Annotated in this window: 16 protein-coding genes; 6 read left to right on the top strand and 10 right to left on the bottom strand. The window is 41.1% G+C overall.

All coding sequences use genetic code 11. The features are described from left to right. Positions 1–134 precede the first annotated feature (134 nt). The gene (locus tag U2P91_RS13915) at positions 135–983 is read right to left on the bottom strand and encodes an AraC family transcriptional regulator (protein WP_111888643.1); all 849 of its coding nucleotides are present in this window, start codon (positions 981–983) and stop codon (positions 135–137) included. A 640-nt stretch (positions 984–1,623) separates the two neighbouring features. On the opposite strand from U2P91_RS13915, the gene U2P91_RS13910 reads away from it, so the two are divergent. From U2P91_RS13910 to U2P91_RS13890, 5 genes are all read left to right on the top strand, one after another. Next, positions 1,624–2,451, top strand: a complete 828-nt coding sequence (locus U2P91_RS13910) for a pentapeptide repeat-containing protein (protein ID WP_111888644.1) — start codon at positions 1,624–1,626, stop codon at positions 2,449–2,451. 58 nt (positions 2,452–2,509) lie between these two features. Then, positions 2,510–3,277: an EFR1 family ferrodoxin gene (locus U2P91_RS13905; RefSeq protein WP_111888645.1), complete on the top strand. Its 768-nt coding sequence runs from the start codon at positions 2,510–2,512 to the stop codon at positions 3,275–3,277. 310 nt (positions 3,278–3,587) lie between these two features. Further along, complete coding sequence (locus tag U2P91_RS13900; protein ID WP_111888646.1) at positions 3,588–4,220, top strand: manganese efflux pump MntP family protein; 633 nt, start codon at positions 3,588–3,590, stop codon at positions 4,218–4,220. Positions 4,221–4,382: 162 nt separating this feature from the next. Further along, entirely contained in the window at positions 4,383–5,147 is a 765-nt protein-coding gene (locus tag U2P91_RS13895) for a class I SAM-dependent methyltransferase (RefSeq protein ID WP_111888647.1), read from the top strand. 120 nt (positions 5,148–5,267) lie between these two features. After that, positions 5,268–6,155: a fructose bisphosphate aldolase gene (locus U2P91_RS13890; RefSeq protein WP_111888648.1), complete on the top strand. Its 888-nt coding sequence runs from the start codon at positions 5,268–5,270 to the stop codon at positions 6,153–6,155. 236 nt (positions 6,156–6,391) lie between these two features. On the opposite strand, the gene U2P91_RS13885 is transcribed toward U2P91_RS13890, so the two are convergent. The 8 genes from U2P91_RS13885 to U2P91_RS13850 all read right to left on the bottom strand — a co-directional run bounded on the left by U2P91_RS13885 (position 6,392) and on the right by U2P91_RS13850 (position 14,469). Then, positions 6,392–7,636: an ABC transporter permease gene (locus U2P91_RS13885; RefSeq protein WP_371414171.1), complete on the bottom strand. Its 1,245-nt coding sequence runs from the start codon at positions 7,634–7,636 to the stop codon at positions 6,392–6,394. Further along, positions 7,637–8,524 carry an ABC transporter ATP-binding protein gene (locus U2P91_RS13880; RefSeq protein ID WP_111888649.1) on the bottom strand — a complete coding sequence of 296 codons (888 nt, stop codon included), beginning with the start codon at positions 8,522–8,524 and terminating at the stop codon, positions 7,637–7,639. A 136-nt stretch (positions 8,525–8,660) separates the two neighbouring features. After that, positions 8,661–9,722: a sensor histidine kinase gene (locus U2P91_RS13875; protein ID WP_111888650.1), complete on the bottom strand. Its 1,062-nt coding sequence runs from the start codon at positions 9,720–9,722 to the stop codon at positions 8,661–8,663. Between the two features lie 34 nt (positions 9,723–9,756). Next, positions 9,757–10,452 (bottom strand): VanR-ABDEGLN family response regulator transcription factor, encoded by a 696-nt coding sequence (vanR, locus tag U2P91_RS13870; protein ID WP_111888651.1) that lies wholly within the window; start codon positions 10,450–10,452, stop codon positions 9,757–9,759. 142 nt (positions 10,453–10,594) lie between these two features. Next, a complete protein-coding gene (locus U2P91_RS13865) occupies positions 10,595–11,671 on the bottom strand; it encodes an ABC transporter permease (protein WP_111888652.1) in 1,077 nt (358 codons plus the stop codon). Continuing rightward, entirely contained in the window at positions 11,668–12,543 is an 876-nt protein-coding gene (locus U2P91_RS13860) for an ABC transporter ATP-binding protein (protein WP_111888653.1), read from the bottom strand. Before U2P91_RS13860 ends, U2P91_RS13865 begins: the two co-directional genes overlap by 4 nt. An 85-nt stretch (positions 12,544–12,628) precedes the next feature. Then, complete coding sequence (locus U2P91_RS13855) at positions 12,629–13,807, bottom strand: HAMP domain-containing sensor histidine kinase (RefSeq protein ID WP_111888654.1); 1,179 nt, start codon at positions 13,805–13,807, stop codon at positions 12,629–12,631. Further along, positions 13,795–14,469 carry a response regulator transcription factor gene (locus U2P91_RS13850; RefSeq protein WP_111888655.1) on the bottom strand — a complete coding sequence of 225 codons (675 nt, stop codon included), beginning with the start codon at positions 14,467–14,469 and terminating at the stop codon, positions 13,795–13,797. The genes U2P91_RS13855 and U2P91_RS13850 overlap by 13 nt, the downstream gene beginning before the upstream one ends. Positions 14,470–14,833: 364 nt before the next feature. Here U2P91_RS13850 and U2P91_RS13845 point away from each other — a divergent pair, with 364 nt between their 5' ends. Then, a complete protein-coding gene (locus U2P91_RS13845; RefSeq protein ID WP_242988506.1) occupies positions 14,834–15,775 on the top strand; it encodes an alpha/beta hydrolase in 942 nt (313 codons plus the stop codon). A 95-nt stretch (positions 15,776–15,870) separates the two neighbouring features. Here the strand turns inward: U2P91_RS13845 and U2P91_RS13840 are convergent, their stop codons facing one another. Next, positions 15,871–16,719: a MerR family transcriptional regulator gene (locus U2P91_RS13840; RefSeq protein WP_111888657.1), complete on the bottom strand. Its 849-nt coding sequence runs from the start codon at positions 16,717–16,719 to the stop codon at positions 15,871–15,873.

The following is a 16,719-nucleotide window of genomic DNA, read 5'->3' as shown; positions in this document are numbered from 1 at the left end:
TCCTTTATGAAGGTCTAAATTCATAAAAACATGGCCGACCCATGGCGTAACCGAAAGCCACCACTCTGGTTGGACAGTGCCGATGCTCCAGAAGGGTGGCCAAATGGTTTAGCGGCAGGTTGGATCATACTTCGTTATTTTTTAATAACCGGGATCCAAACTTCATATTGGGCATTTTGGGGATCGGCATTGATATAAACTTCGATGTCCGGGGCATTGCCGTATTCATACCCTGAGGTGGGGAGCCACTCGGTGACGATTCGCTGTTCTAAGTCTTGAATGGACAGGTTTGTTCCACTGCCAGCGAAGATCGCCCAGGTAGCAGCAGGAACCGTATATTCCGCTAAGCTGTCATCGGTATCCTTGGTACTGGCAACCGCAATAAAATACTTCCAGTCCTCGGTGTCATTGCAGACACTGACCCCCAGTAAACCCATTGGCTGTTGATCCATCAGCGCCGCCAACTTCGGAATCGTTCCATCGGTGGTCGCTTTTTGCCACATTTGCGGCACAATTTCAAAGTTTTTTTCAATTTCCTTGTGTAGGGGCTGCCAGGTCCCGATAATTCGAAAAGCTGGTTTTTGTTCAATTCTGTAATTCATTTCCGTGACTCCTTTAATTGTAATTTTGAAGCTGACTGGTGGATAGGCGCAGAGCTCAACGCCCCCCTCTTTAACACGTGAAGGGGCAACGCCGTGAATCGTTTTAAATGCTCGGTTAAATGCGGTGGGAGAAGTGTAGCCATATTTCAAGGCCACATCAATGATTTTTTCTTCACTGCCTTGAAGATCGACGGCAGCTAGTGTCATTCTCCGGCGGCGAATATATTCAGATAGAGGCACATCTGCCATGTAGGCAAACATCCGTTGAAAATGATAGGTTGAGCAACAGGCAATGGCGGCGACTTGCTCATAGTCAATGTCCGCAGTAATATTCTCCTCAATATAATTTATCGCGTTATTTAGTCTTTCAATCCATTCCATTTGTTCAGCTCCTTATTATTATTATAGTTTTTCGAGAGTGTTTGTCCTCTCTTTTAATGCCTTAATTAGCGAGTACGGTTATATTTATCAAAGTTCAAACGAGTTATTTCCGGGATATCCCATTTGTCGATTATCCAGCATTAGGGATTAATTGTTGTTTGAATTTCATGTTGCAAACAACATTATATAAGGTTGGATCATGAATAACAAGGACAAAAGCTGTGGATCAGGAGCAAAATTAGCATCGTTGACACGTTGACAGATAGAGGGCGAGTGGCGAGCGGTTTAAAAAGGGCTGAATTCGATTTGTTTAAGCGCTGCGAATAGTGCTATAATAAATTAGTTGCTTCAGAAGGATGGGGTTTCGAACTTCGCACAGCATTTTAATGGCGACTTAACCGTAATCGAGCAGGGAAAACATTTTTTTTGATACCGAAGAACAACTGTAATTTTTCAAGCGATAACTAGAAAAGTGTATTAATGTTTAAATTACGGCCTATCTGCTGCGAGTAGCGTGATCCAACCAGGTAAAGTAAGTTGTGAGCGAAAACCAAAACGAGGCGAAAAATTACGGCAATGAAACCTTCAAGAATTAAATAATGCGAAAAGATCTGGTGCGAGAAAGGTTTAATGGAGATAGATGATAAAAAAAGAAGTAACCAATAAATATGCAGATTTGGAAGTGGCCCTTCAGATCGATTGTAAAAAATGTAGCGGTCTATGTTGCGTCGCCTTGTATTGCATGAAAAGTGATGGATTTCCCGAGAACAAGCAGGCGGGGGTACCTTGTAAACACTTGACGACAGATTTTTGTTGTGATATCCATCCCCTTTTGGCAGCGAAAAAGATGAAAGGGTGTCTGGCATATGATTGCTTTGGTGCCGGGCAAAAAGTGACCCAAAGCAGTTACGTCAATGAAAATTGGAAAACCAATCCGGACAAGGCCGATGAAATCTTTCAGGTCTTTATGAAGGTCTTTCAGCTCCATCAGATCGCCTGGTATTTATTGGAAGCACTGTCGTTAGTCAGTGATGATCGCGCAAAAGATGAGATCGATGCGCTGCTTGTAGAGAATATTCAAATGACCGCAACGACGGAAATCCTGGTCATCGATATTGCCAGTTATAAAATGCGTGTGGATCAGGCGTTAAAAAAGGTGAGTGATCAAGTAGCGGCTGATTCTTCTGATGGGACTAACGGCAAAGACTATTTTGGTAAAAACTTTAAAGGTGCCAATCTTGATGGCAGAGATTTTAGTATGGCGTTGATGATTGCGGCCAATCTGAAGGGTTGCAGCTTGAAGAAAACTAATTTTCTGGGTGCTGATATGCGGGATGCGAATATCAAAGACACGGATTTAAGCGGTTGTGTTTTTCTAACACAAATGCAGATTAATGCGGCTCAGGGAAATGCTAAAACGAAGCTTCCAGCTAATTTATCACGACCTTTCAGCTGGCAAGGAGAGTAGCTAATAACAAAGTCGGCATCAGCGATTAAACAGTAAATACTTAGAAACAGGAGGACGTATGTTAACACTCTATTTTTCAGGAACGGGAAATTCAAAATTTATAGCAGAACGCTTTTCAGCCAAAATGGCCGCGGCTTGTTATTCCATTGAAGAAGAAGTGGATTTCAAAGAAAAAATGGGGCAGGTTAAGACCATTGCCGTTTGCTATCCCATTTACGGTTCCTGCGTCCCCCGAATTATGCGGGAGTTTGTCAGAAAAAATCGGTCCGCGTTTGAGGGCAAACAGCTGATCATTTTCAGTACGCAACTGCTGTTCTCAGGAGATGGGGCCCGGGTTTTTACAGAATTACTAGAAGGGGTATCGGTAAACGTTCGCTATGCTGAACATTTTAATATGCCGAATAATATTTGTAACTTTTTTTTATTTCCCCTTGCCAATCCAAATAAAATGCAAAGGTATTTAAAAAAGGCAGAGAAGAAACTTAGTCGATCATGTCAGAACATTAAAAATGAGGTTGTCAAAAAGCGTGGGTTTAATTTCGTTTCTCAACATTTAGGTTTGTGGACCCAACGGGCGCATTTTGGTGCACTTGAAAAGAAGGCCCAACGGGATGTTAGAATTTCGGCAGAATGTAATCTTTGTGGCAAGTGTGTCAGGATCTGTCCGATGAAAAACCTCAAAATAACAGATCGAAGAATTGTACAACTGGATCAATGTACCCTTTGCTATCGATGTGTCAATCAATGTCCTCAAAAAGCGATCACGGTTTTGGTGCACACACAAGTTAAAAAGCAGTATCAGGGGATTGTCGGTTTGTTAAAGTGAGAAAAAGCATTAAAAAAACGAAAGAAATTTTTTGGATTTAGTAGAGACGGACATAATTATTTGACAGTAAGCGTACTTCATACTATAATGATTACAATATGAATTTTTGCTCATGAGGGAGTAGTTAGCGTTAAATCCGCGGTAAGTCAACATACTGGTCACAACGGCCTGGCTTGCCTTAATAAACGAGACTCATGTATAACTGTTACAGCTATACATGGTCTTATTTTTTTGTAAAAACCCAGGTATAAGCTTAGAATAGCTGTACCTGTTTTTTTATTCATAAATTTTACTTAAGGAGTATGTTTAAATGAGTATTCTTGAGTTAATTTTGGTTGCGATCGGTCTTTCCATGGACGCTTTTGCTGTGGCAATCTGCATCGGCTTGAATCTGAAAAAAGCAGATTTGAAAAAGACCCTGGTTGTGGGATTGTATTTCGGATTTTTTCAGGCCTTAATGCCCTTGATTGGTTATATCTTTGCCGTGCAGTTTAATGAAAAGATCATTGCTTTCGATCATTGGATTGCCTTTGTTTTGCTGGGCATCATTGGTGGAAAAATGATAATCGATGGTTTACGAAAGGAAGGATATTTAGGGGGTGTAGAGAAGCCGGATACCGCAGCGGCATGTCCAGTGGTCGGATGTGGATGTCCCGAAGATGAAAAAGCCACTCTCAGCCCCAAAGCCATGATTCCCCTGGCCTTGGCAACAAGTATCGATGCTCTGGCGATCGGGGTGTCGTTTGCCTTTCTTCAGGTTCATATTCTTCCCACAATTTTATCTATTGGAAGTATTACACTGTTTCTCTCGGTGATGGGAGTAAAAATTGGCAGTATCTTCGGATCGCGATTTAAGGGAAAAGCAGAGCTACTGGGAGGAGTAATCCTGTTAGTAATTGGTGTAAAAATATTAGTAGAACATTTAGGAATACTAGTCATCTGAAGGCAAGCTCTTTTTAACGATTTTCAGGTTGCGGGTATCAAAAAAACAGAGGATTTTGTTTCTGCTAAAAAGTATTTTATGATAGGATAAGAAAAAGATTGTAGCGTATATCAGAAGGATAATCCTTCGGGTGAGTTGGTCAAAGAGAAAGGAATAAGATCAATGTTAAACGTCGAAGAAAAGCTGGCAAAATCACTAACGGCAGAGTCCATCGAGTTGATTCCATACCTGCCATATCTATTACAGGACTTATGGGAACTGGGTGCATCGCCAAATGATATCATTGATATGACCTTGAAGCATGTCCCGGTATCAGAAAAAATGCGAGTGCTCGATTTAGCTTGCGGTAAAGGCGCCGTGAGTGTTCAGTTAGCGAAGGCCTTGGGCTGCAGAGTAACGGGGATTGATATCATTCCGGAGTTTATTGATGATGCAATTAAAAAAGCTCAGGAATATGGGGTTGAGAGCTTGTGTGAATTTAAGCGCGGAGATATAAATGAAGCTGTAAAGACTCAAAAAGAGTATGATATCGTTATTCTGGGGGCAGTCGGAGATGTACTGGGGAACCCCGAGCAAACAATACAAAAGCTAAAACAGACAGTGAAAAATAGCGGCTATATTTTCATTGATGATGCGTATGGAAATAATGATTCCGATGGTCGATACCCGACCAGAGAACAATGGCAGTTGTTCTTTAAAAATGCACAGCTAAAGATTATTGATGAAAGAATTGCCAAAGAAGAGGCAATAGTAAGCACGAACGATGAGCAACAGTCGTTCATCGTAAAGCGAGCAAATGAACTAAAAGAAAGCCATCCGGCTAAAGCATTCTTATTTGATAATTATATTAAAAGCCAGCAGTCTGAGTGTGATGAGCTGGAAAATGAAATAGTTGGGGTTACGATGTTAGTGAAAAAATCATCATAATTATCGGGATCAAAAATACCCCAGTAAAAATACTTTGTTAAAATATGGTTTATAGTGATGCGAAAAGTGTTGAATAGGTGTATAATATTATGAGATCATATAATAAGTGGAGGTGTATTTATGAATTTGGCACAGTTGGAACGAATGAAAAATGATAGTGGTTTTATTGCAGCACTGGATCAAAGCGGAGGCAGCACACCAAAAGCACTGGCAATTTATGGCATTCCAAAAGAAGCTTATGCGGATGAAACTGAGATGTTTCAAATGGTTCATGAAATGCGAACGAGGATTATGAAGAGTCCGGCGTTTACCAAAGAAAGAATTCTGGCGGCAATCTTGTTTGAAAAAACGATGGATCAAAAAGTAGATGGAAAATATAGCGCCGATTATCTTTGGGATGTTAAGGGAATCTTACCAATTTTGAAGGTTGATAAGGGGCTGTTGGATTTAGAGAATGGTGTTCAATTAATGAAACCCATTACTGATCTTGATGCCTTACTCATTCGCGCGAAAGATCGACATATATTCGGAACGAAAATGCGTTCTGTCATTAAAGAAGCCAATCCGGCAGGGGTCAAAGCCATTGTCGATCAACAATTTGAATTGGGTAAAGCCATTGCGGCGGCAGGGTTGATTCCGATTTTAGAGCCAGAGGTTGATATTCATACACCCAATAAAGCTGAAGCCGAAGTTTTACTCAAACAAGAAATCCTTGAACACCTGAAAACGTTGGACACGTCTAGTCAGTTTATGTTTAAACTCACGATTCCCGATGTTGATAATTTTTATGAAGCGGTTATTCAAAATCCAAATGTTATCCGCGTTGTTGCTCTTTCCGGTGGCTATTCCAGAGAAGCAGCCAATGAAAAATTAGCTAGAAATCCAAAATTGATTGCAAGTTTTTCCAGGGCACTAACCGAAGGGCTCAAGGTAAACCAAAGTGACGAAGAATTTAACGCGGTATTAGATCAATCGATTCAATCGATTTATGAAGCCTCGATTAAATAAAAATACAGATAAATAAAAAAGACGGCAACAAATCTTTAAATGATAGATTTGTTGCCGTCTTTTGTCTGTGGATAGCTAATCTGTTCATTTCCTTATCTAGCAGCCAGAAATGGTTTGTTTTGCGGTGCTGTGTCGTAGAATAAAGAGGTGCTGATTTTAGATAAGCCCACAAGTGGTTTAGACAACGAAAATATATACCATGCGATACAATGATTAGATGTTGTGAAGATCCGTTATTAAACCACCTGATGCTTGCAATAGGTGCGGATGGAAAGGAAAAGGAAAACAGGAATTTCAATTACCGCGGCCGCGATTATGACATAAGGGGTCCAAAGGCTTATTGAACCAATATGCAGGTAATTAAAGCTCGTGAGTTGATAAAGCAAGCTGTTTTGCATACCGATTCCCGCAGATGGTAAAATAAAACTAAGCCAATTAGCGCCAGCGGAATACGTGAATATCGGTAACAAACATAGCCCAATGGCAATTAAGATGACAGAAAGCGAATCTTTAAGTTTGGCAGATATAAACAATGTAAAACTAATGGTTGCCAGCAAAGAAAGCAATCCTCCGATTGCTAAAACGGCTTGAAGCTGTCCTAAATTAAGCGCCGGCAGACTGATAACAGAATACAACATTTGCATCGACGTTTCCATACACTCCAGCCCAAACGCAAGGTCTGAAATCAGTAAATGCAAAGAAATGCATAGGATAAATGCAGCACAAAAAATGGTTAGAGCGGCGAGTATTTTTACGATTGCTAATCGTGAATGCCCATATTTTGTGCAGCGCAAGATACTGTCCGAACCGGTTTGGTAGTCATTAGAAAACGTCGGTGCGGCAGCGGCGGTGCAAAGAATGACAAGGATAAAAATAAAAAGCACCAGGTGATCAAAAGCGTCCCTTGAATATCCGGCGTAAAGCTGAAAGGGCGTTTTTACTTGTGCGTATTTTTGCAAAGCCTGTTCCTGTGCAGTGGGATACTTCTTTTGCTCCATTTGCATAATGTCTTTTAGGTGTTGTTCGGTTTGTTCATAAAATCCGTCTAATTTATCCGGGGAAATAGCCATCAAATTTGTTCCCTGACCGGTTTTGGGGTCGGAAAATGCTTCCGGTAGCCTTCCTAAAAGCGCTTCAACCGGAAATACCGTTTCCAGATAAAGGACGACCGGAAACTCTCCGCTATAAATGCTTTCCTCTCCATATGGGGAAACAGCGTTTTGGTAGAGGTTTAAAGCATTTTTGAGTTTTTCGGGAGTAACTTCTCCGTTATGAATAGAGCGAAGCGTTTTTTTATAGGCAATCGCTTCTCGGCCATCTAACGTTACCAATTTACCGTTCTCGTCTGGTTGATTGATCGATTCATACATAACTGGAAGCCAAGCCATTAGCACAGACATTGCTAACACAATAAGCAATAAAATGATGACACGGCGTGACTTAAGCACGCGCTTTACTTCAAGACAATAAATACGCAGCAATTATTTTACCTCCTTACTTGTTTCCTGTTGTGGAAATAACCATAGATATAAATCCTCCAAACGGGGCGGAGCCAGTACAGAATCACGTATTTTCGCTTCATCGGCCAGATAGCGGATGGATACCTGATTATCATCTTCACTGCGTTGATTGATAATGCGTAACTGCATTTCATAGATGGGCATTTTGTCAGCGGGCACCGTACAAGTCCAAACTTTTTTCGCGACTTGTTTTACTAATTCATCGGTTGTGCCGATATTAAGAATTTTCCCAGCTTTCATAATGGCGTTTTTAGTGGCGATATACTCAATATCGGAAACGATATGCGTTGAAATAAGGACAATGCGATCATGCGAAAATTCCGAAATAAAATTTCGGAAGCGAACCCGCTCACCAGGATCAAGACCGGCGGTCGGCTCATCCATGATCAGAATTTTAGGGTCATTGAGCATTGCCTGTGCAATTCCTACGCGTCGCTTCATCCCGCCGGATAGTTTAATAATTTTTTTGTTTTTTACATCAGAAAGGGTGAGGGTGTCCAGCAGACTGGTAATCTTTTTACTCGTTTCTTTTACCGGAACAGCCTTAAGTGCGGCGATATACTCCAAATAGTCTTTCACCGTAAAATCTTGAAAGAAGCCAAAGTCTTGCGGTAAAAAGCCAAATTGGCTTCTGTATTTTTCGCCGAGATCACAAATATTTTTTCCCTCAAAAAAAATCTTCCCATGGGTTGGTTCCATGATCCCCGCAATCATCCGCATAAGCGTCGTTTTTCCAGCGCCATTGGCACCAAGCAGACCCCATACGCCTGGGGTGAGGTTTAAAGAGACATCATCGACTGCAGTTTTATTCTTAAACTGCTTACTAAGGTTTGTAATGTTCAGTTCCATACCGGTTTCTCCTTTTTAAAAATTACAACGACAAACGTCCTTGTTCAGTATCTATTGTACTGAACAAGGACGTTTAAGACGTTAAGATGAACCGGATAAATACCTAAGAAAATCCTAATCTTTTATTGATATCTGCTTAAGATAAGAGCGGCAGTGACACGGTCAAGGTCGTTGTATCATCTTCGCTTTGGCCAGTGATCTCACCACCGTGTAAATGAACGATTTCCGCTGCGATTGACAGTCCCAGGCCTGCGCCGCCAGTGTCAGATTTGCGAGCATCATCTAAACGATTGAATAGTTCAAAAACAGTTGACAACTTATCGGAGGGAATGGTTTTACCGTTATTTTTAAATGTAACAACGATGTTTTCCTTCTCTTCCATTGCGGAGATAAGAATTTCCGTATTGGGATAACTGTATGCGACAGCATTTTTAAGAAGGTTGTTAAATACTCGGGCTAATTTTTCAGGGTCGGCATAAACACTTAGATTCTCATTTGCACAGAGGATTGCTGAATTTCCCTTGGCAGACAAGGCGGGATAGAATTCATCAATTAACTGTATCAGCAGATAGTATAGGTCAGTATGCTCTTTACTTATTTTGATTTGTTGCGTGTTGTATCGCGTAATCTCAAAAAACTCATTGATAAGTTTTTTAAGTCGCTCGGCTCTTTTCAGTGCAATGCCCAGATATTTTTGCTTTTGTTCAAGTGGCATATCAGGCGCTTCATCAAGCAAACTTAAATAGCCGATAACTGAGGTTAGCGGTGTTCTGATATCATGCGCCAGATACATCACCAATTCGTTTTTTTTATTCTCAGCTTCTTTTATCGTCTGCTGATTTAACAAGATCGACATTTTTATTTGATTCATTTGTGTTTCGATATCTTTAAGTGGTTCGGACAATTCAATTGTCCGATCATCTTGCTGATAAACAGTTTTAGTAGCATCGATGGTTTCCTGCAAATACCCCCATGGCTTTTTCCAATAATGATGGAAAATGGCCAAAAAACCGATAACCAGATATAAAAAGTAGATAACATCAATTCGTAAGTAGAACCATAAAAAAAATGCATTTGAAAGCTGCTGACTAAAAACATAGTCAGCGACTAAGGTTAAGGCATAGCCGGTCAAAGTATAAAGTGTCAGAGTAATGTACAGCTTAAGACATAAAGTTTTTTCTATTGAATGATTCTTCATCACGATCACCTTCGTTTTCACGATCCTTTCTTAGTCAGATTTTATACCCCACTCCCCAGATCGTTTTAATATATTTTGATTGATCAATGGTATCGCCTATCTTTTCACGCAAATGACGGATATGAACCGTAATGGTATTATTGCTTTTGCTATAATATTCATCCTGCCAAATTTCATGGAACAATTCCTCGGCACTTACCACGGTGCCTTTGCGTTCCATTAAAATTCGGAGAATCGAAAACTCTGTAGGCGTTAAACCAACGGTTCTCTCATTCAACAGGCATTCATGCGTTTTGGTATTCAATTCCAACCCGGAGTAGCTAAGAACAAAACGTGTTTCTTCAAGGGCTTTCGCCGAATTGTATTTTTTATATCGGCGGATTTGGGCTTTTACCCTGGCAACCAATTCAAGGGGACGAAATGGTTTCGTAATATAATCGTCAGCGCCGAGTGTTAAACCCGTGATTTTGTCGGTTTCTTCGTCCTTGGCAGTCAACATAATAATCGGGAAAGTAAACTGCTCCCGAATTTTCTGGCACAGTGAAAACCCGTTTATTTCCGGCATCATGATATCTAAAATAGCCAGATCAAGTTTGGTAGTTTCGGTGCAAGCCAAAGCTTCCTTTGCAGAATAGTACTTAAATACAGTATAGTTCTCATTTTGCAAATAAACTTCGATTAAATCAGCGATATCGTGTTCGTCATCGACGACAAGAATGTGATCATTCATAGAGATGCTCCTTTCTGGTATGTCAGGGATTAGTTTATTGTATCATAGCAAGTTTCACTAATTATGAATTTTAGCATCAGAAGTTACTAAGATTTTCATAAGATTTTAAAAATGCCAACCCGTCTAGATTTTGTGTGAAGTGTTATGAAACTTGATGCTTAGCAAAAATGGTATGAGATACAAAATAGCTAACCACAATAAGGATAATTGCTACGGGTATCGCCCATATGGCATAAAGCATACCGTTGTTCATTTGTTCAACAGACATTATGGAAGTGTACTGCGTATGATAAAGTGGCATCAGAACAATAAGCCTAAACAGCGAACTCGTTTCGGATATCGGCAACATAATCGGCAATACATAAATAGCTACGGACGCTACTAACGCAATCATTTGATTTTTACAAACAGATGATATCATTAGGGTAATACCTGTAACACTGATTGCACTGGTAAATGCCAACAAAACTTGATATTTAAGCACCGCACTACAGGTAATGTTAAACGGAATATATCCCTCCACAAATTCTTGAGGCGCAAACAGGATACTGCAATCTAATCCTTCTGCACCATAAACAACACGAGCAAAACCGGCATTAAAAGTGACAATCAAAACGGTTATAAGCAAAGCAGCAAGCAGACTTGCTATAATTTTTGCTGTGGCGCATTTCGTTTTTCCATATCTGCTTGTCAAAATGATATTATCGACGCCACCGTATTCGCCGGAAAAAACGGGTGCGACCATTAAAATGATAACGAAAGAAAGGACAAGGATAATTTTCGCCATGTTTTGACTTGTATTGAGCCAACCGCTTACATAGCCTATTTTTATTTCTTCATCGCCTAAAACATCCAAAACGCTCAATCCGTTCCAATTTCCGCTCATATCTGAAAACCGAGCAAAAGCTGCAGACTGCATAGCATTTTGATAAAGATATTTCGCATTCATTCCATGCAAATCATGGGTAAGCTTGAAGTCAGCCATCATTTGCTGTACTTTTTCATCAGTTAGAATGCCCGCGTAGTTCGCTGCAATGGTTTTATCAATTTCGACAGCAGCATGACCGCTTCCTTCATTATTTTTACCATCAAATGAATACATATTCTGCAATGTAGAAAAGGAAAGGATAACAGACAGCAATAGTACCAGGATAATAGAAATCACCGTAAGCCGATTTGTCAGTATTTTTCGCAGCTCAAACTTGATTAAATTTTTCATGATTCATTTGCTCCTTTAAAATAGTAAAGGTACAAATCTTCCAATGTAGGCGGTACCGGTACCGCATTGGCCAGAGGTTGATGATCTGCTATCACGCGCAGCACCGTACAATTATTTTCCGTGTTTCTCAGGTTGCTAACATTAAGCGTTTCGGTGTACGGCTCCGTACAATTAGTCGGCACTGTACATTCCCACACTTGTCCATCAATTTCTGTGGTTATCTCATTCGGCTTCCCAACGTGAAGAATCTGGCCGGATCTCATCATTATAATTTCTTCAGCGATAAACTCAACATCAGAAACAATATGCGTAGACAAAATTACAATCCTATCTTTGGAAAATGCACTAATCAGATTACGGAAACGGACACGCTCTTTTGGATCAAGACCTGCTGTTGGTTCGTCTAATATCAAAATACGCGGATTGCCCAGCATAGCTTGTGCGATCCCTAAACGCCGTTTCATGCCACCAGAAAAGGTCTTAATTCTGTGGCGGCACTCTTTTGTTAAATCAACTGCCGCCAATAACGCGTTTGATTTTCGCTTTGCTTGTTTTTCGCTCAAGCCCTTTAATGTGGCAACATACATCAAAAAATCAAACGCGGTAAAGTCAGGATAATATCCGAAGTGTTGTGGAAGATACCCCAACACGTTTCGATATTTTTCACCTAAGTCCGATATACCTTTGCCATCCAAAGTGATTTTACCGGAGGTTGGCACTTGAATGTTGCACAGTAGACGCATAAAGGTGGTTTTTCCTGCGCCGTTTGCACCAAGTAAGCCGTAAACGCCGTTTAATAAAGTAATGTTCAAATGGTTAATGGCTGTTTTTGAGCCGAATTGTTTGGTCAGCTCGATTGTTCTAAGTTCCATAAAAAACTCCTTTCGTTATTGGGAGTAAAAAATACTCTCCATGTGTTTACATAGAGAGTATAAAATACAATGTTCAACTTTTTATCTACAAAGGTGGAGTTTTGAAAAAAGCCATTACCTTTGCACCAACCGAAAGATTTTCAAGTTTAAGATAGCCGCCATGATGTTCGCATAGCATTTTACAGAGATAAAGTCCAAGTCCAAAATGTTCGGAATGATTTTTTTCTTCAGTAAAATATGGATTTGTTGCTTGCTGTATCGTATTTTTACCAAAGCCCTTGCCATCATCAGACACCGACAGCAACAGACCGTTGTGCTTTTCTTCAAACGTCAGCGTGATTGTGGAAACGGCGTAGCGGAGTGCATTTGAGATTAAATTATAGCTAACTTGCGAAATAAATGACCGATCAACAATAAAGGACATGGAGGTGGTGTTTTTTTGAAGGAGAAGCTGCTTGCCGTTTTGTGAGCAAAGCATATCAACATTTTCAGCCAGAGAATATAAAAATTCAGGTAATGATATTTCACGATATTCCGGCTGTGCGTCTTCCAATCGCTGTAAGCGGCTCATACTGTCAACGTAGCGCTCTAACCGGAATATTTGCTTACCCATTGTAATGGCAATTTCTTTTGTTATCGCGTCATTACTGGTTTGTAACATTTCGTCGTAGCCTTTTAGTACCGTAAGCGGAGTACGCAGATCATGGGCGAATGCTGCGTTAAGTTGCTTGCGTTCTTCAGCCTGTCGCCACATTTCGGAAAAATTATTGGCAAGGGTGATCCGCATGATTTCAAAGGAAGCGCAGAGTTGGCCCAACTCGTCTTCACTGCTATAATCAACCGTAAAATTTAAATCACTCGTTGTAATTTTTTCTGATGCCGCTCTTAACGCTAGAAGTGGTTTTCTCAATTTGTTCTTATAAAAGAGCAAAGCCGCTATGATGATTGATAATGCAGAATAAAGAGGCGTTGCGATAATTGGAACAAGTTCATATATGGATACTAAGCGTTCATCCAGCATGGATAATGGAGAGGTTTCGCCGCCGATATAAGTCCCCTCACCTAACTGCTCCCCATTTTCGTTAGTCAGGTAGTATTTTTCTCCTGTTGGAGGATATGAATTCTTAATATTTGAGGTGGCATTATTACATAAAAGAGAAGTACCTATGCTTAATACAAGCGCAATGACAGCGAACACAGAAACATAAAGTACAAGGCTTTTTCTTAAAGACAACTGATGCAGAATTTGTTTTATCTGATCCATTTATAGCCACACCCCCACACTGTTTCAATATATGTATTTTGTGTATATAACGCAATTTTCGTTCGTATTCTGTGAATATGTTCGGCTACTACACTACTGTCGCCCTCGCTGTCATATCCCCAAACGCGTTCATAAATCCGTTCTTTGTCAAAAACCTGTCCCGGATTTTGCGATAGGAGTTCGATAATATCAAACTCTTTTTTTGCAAGCATAACCTGCTCACCTTTACAGAATAAACAACGCGCCGAGAAGTTGATTGTGAGTTCCCCTGAGAACTTTAATTGTGTTTTGAGATTATGGCGAGTTTCGCGACGGAGATGAGCTTGTACTCTGGCCTCTAATTCGACAAGCGAAAATGGTTTGACAATATAATCATCACCACCCACACCAAAGCCCTTTACTTTATCGGCATCCTCAATTTTCGCAGTTAGAAAGAGGATCGGGCATGATACATGATTACGGATACGCTCGCAGACTTCCAATCCGTCTAATCCCGGCATATTGATGTCGAGTAAAATAATATCAGGATTATGTTCAATTTGCTTTAAGCCATCAACTCCGTTTATAGCCGTAAGAACCTGATAGCCTCTGCTTTTAAAGAATCTACTAAGCATGGTTACAATGTCAGGCTCATCATCAACAAGTAAAATTTTGTTTTTCATTTTTCACGCCTCCTTAATTGTTTGAATATAGCAAAAAACATTCAACTATTTATCAACTTTTTAAATTTCTTTTTGCCACTCGTCAGCAGGCATTTCTATAATTAGGGTACCATCCATGTCAACCCCCGTCCTTTGCTAAACAATAGCTCTTTTTAAGTGAACAAGCCTTTGTGAGCTTCGTTTTGGTGGGTGGGACTTTTTGATTTTTTTTCGTCGGGTTAGCGGTGTTAGCTTTTGTGATACTGACTCAAGTGAACTGATTAGACATACTCCATAAGGTTTAGTTTGTCATGGCTCCAACAACATGGTAAAATTAGAAAACCAGAACAATCAGAGATTAAAAAAGAATAAGGCAGGAGAAAAAGTGTCGAAATACCCAATCCATCCGGATTTTAAGAAATATGAAAAAATTCAGACGCCGATAGCAAAAGCACTATTACCGCTGATGAACGGGATCATTGAAACGGGCTTTAACAAACGGTTGCCAGAGCCGGGTGTCCGGGAAATAAGAAAAATGATCCCGGGTTTTAAAAGCGAACCGCTGGAGCTGATAATTTATGAACCAGCAGCGGAAAAAGATCCGTTGCCCTGTCTTATTTATCTTCATGGCGGGGCCTTTGTACTGAAGTCTGCCGCCTTTCATAAGCGTCTGATGGGCGAGTATGCAAAGCAAACCCCTTGTAAGGTGGTGTTTGTTGATTATCGACTGGCGCCTAAGCATCCGTTCCCGATTGGTATTGAGGATTGCTACGCAGCTCTTAGTTGGATTTATCAGAATGCCACCGAAATCGGTGTCGATCCCGATAAAATTGCAGTTGGTGGAGACAGTGCCGGTGGTGCCCTGGCAGCGGCACTCTGCTTGATGGACAGAGATCGAAAAGCGCAAAAACTCTGCTTTCAGATGCTTATCTATCCGGTTACCGATGCCCGGCTAAACACCGATTCGATGAAAAAATATCTGGATACGCCGCTTTGGAATGCCAGACAGAATAAAAAAATGTGGAACCTTTATCTTGCCGACGGGTGTTCGGTGGATCGGGCTTATGCGTCACCCATGGAAGCGGCTTCGTTCTTGAACCTACCGCCGGCTTATGTCGAAGTGGCAGAGTTTGATTGTCTCCGGGATGAAGGTATTCTTTTTGCCAGAACGCTTAAAAAACATCAAGTACCCGTTGAACTCAACCAGACGACCGGTACCATTCATGGATTTGAAATTGCCGAAGACAGCGAGATTGTCAAACAAAGTCTGATGCGGCGGGTTAAGGCGTTAAAAACTGCGTTTGGGATAAGTGAAAAAGGCCGCTAACTGTCCGGGTGTTCTCCAATCATGGCAGATAGGGAACACAATTTGACGGCGGGAGACTAAAATAAGGCTTAAAAGTTATGGGCCTGAATGTTCGTTCAATTAATTTTTTTTACTGGAAACTGGATTTCGGTCAGCCAGTCCGCGGCTGAATCTTTGTTCCAGGCCCCGTCAATGTAGGATTCCCGGGGATGATCGATGATTTCATAGCCGTTGCGTTCCAGCCATTTAAGGATGGCGTTGTAGGCGTTGGGGAACCCTTCGTAAGGGCCCTTGTGAAGCACGCAGGCCGCATTTTTGACCCGATCAATGACCTTGAATTTAAGCATCTCAGAATCTTCTTTTACTGCGGTGACCGCTTCACAAATTTCCACATCGACATCGGTTTCGCGGTATTCACCATCATGATAAATATTAAAACAATATTCAGGGACCGCGCAGACACAGCCGAGTCGTTCCATTTCAGCCCCCATTGGCGGAACCACCGAAAAGAGGGCGTCATAATTGGGAATGGTGGTGCGTAAGGATGCTACAATCACTTGCGGCAGCTCTTTGAGAATAACATGATAGCCTGCGGATTCACCATCATTTTTAACCAGATAAGACTCTACCTGAGACAGCCGCAGAGTATCCTGGGCGATTCTTTTAAGCAGTTCCAGTCGTTTTTGCGTCAGCAGATCTTTCTCCGGGGTGCCGCCCTGGACTTTTTTTATTTCGTCCAGGGTGAAACCCATTTCCCGCAGTGCCAGAATCTGATGGAGAAGCGGCAGCTGCTCAGAGGTGTAATAGCGGTAACCGGTAAATTTTTCTATGGCAGCCGGTTTTAAGAGCCCGATCTCGTCATAATGACGCAACGCCTTGATGGTGACCCGGTTCATTTTTGAAAACAGCCCGATTTTATAATAGATCGTATTTTCTTTTCGTTCACATTGATAGGTTTCGTTCAT

It is taken from the genome of Acetobacterium sp. K1/6 (assembly GCF_034438075.1).
Classification (GTDB): Bacteria; Bacillota; Clostridia; order Eubacteriales; family Eubacteriaceae; genus Acetobacterium; species Acetobacterium carbinolicum.
The sequence above is the reverse complement of the archived record's forward strand: the minus strand, read 5'-3'. Positions and strand labels throughout refer to the sequence as shown.

What these genes read in the sequence shown, in the direction of transcription:
- U2P91_RS13915 (WP_111888643.1), bottom strand. Translation starts at nt 983, where the DNA reads ATGGAATGGATTGAAAGACTAAATAACGCGATAAATTATATTGAGGAG.
- U2P91_RS13910 (WP_111888644.1), top strand. Translation starts at nt 1,624, where the DNA reads ATGATAAAAAAAGAAGTAACCAATAAATATGCAGATTTGGAAGTGGCC.
- U2P91_RS13905 (WP_111888645.1), top strand. Translation starts at nt 2,510, where the DNA reads ATGTTAACACTCTATTTTTCAGGAACGGGAAATTCAAAATTTATAGCA.
- U2P91_RS13900 (WP_111888646.1), top strand. Translation starts at nt 3,588, where the DNA reads ATGAGTATTCTTGAGTTAATTTTGGTTGCGATCGGTCTTTCCATGGAC.
- U2P91_RS13895 (WP_111888647.1), top strand. Translation starts at nt 4,383, where the DNA reads ATGTTAAACGTCGAAGAAAAGCTGGCAAAATCACTAACGGCAGAGTCC.
- U2P91_RS13890 (WP_111888648.1), top strand. Translation starts at nt 5,268, where the DNA reads ATGAATTTGGCACAGTTGGAACGAATGAAAAATGATAGTGGTTTTATT.
- U2P91_RS13880 (WP_111888649.1), bottom strand. Translation starts at nt 8,524, where the DNA reads ATGGAACTGAACATTACAAACCTTAGTAAGCAGTTTAAGAATAAAACT.
- U2P91_RS13875 (WP_111888650.1), bottom strand. Translation starts at nt 9,722, where the DNA reads ATGAAGAATCATTCAATAGAAAAAACTTTATGTCTTAAGCTGTACATT.
- vanR (WP_111888651.1), bottom strand. Translation starts at nt 10,452, where the DNA reads ATGAATGATCACATTCTTGTCGTCGATGACGAACACGATATCGCTGAT.
- U2P91_RS13865 (WP_111888652.1), bottom strand. Translation starts at nt 11,671, where the DNA reads ATGAAAAATTTAATCAAGTTTGAGCTGCGAAAAATACTGACAAATCGG.
- U2P91_RS13860 (WP_111888653.1), bottom strand. Translation starts at nt 12,543, where the DNA reads ATGGAACTTAGAACAATCGAGCTGACCAAACAATTCGGCTCAAAAACA.
- U2P91_RS13855 (WP_111888654.1), bottom strand. Translation starts at nt 13,807, where the DNA reads ATGGATCAGATAAAACAAATTCTGCATCAGTTGTCTTTAAGAAAAAGC.
- U2P91_RS13850 (WP_111888655.1), bottom strand. Translation starts at nt 14,469, where the DNA reads ATGAAAAACAAAATTTTACTTGTTGATGATGAGCCTGACATTGTAACC.
- U2P91_RS13840 (WP_111888657.1), bottom strand. Translation starts at nt 16,719, where the DNA reads ATGAACGAAACCTATCAATGTGAACGAAAAGAAAATACGATCTATTAT.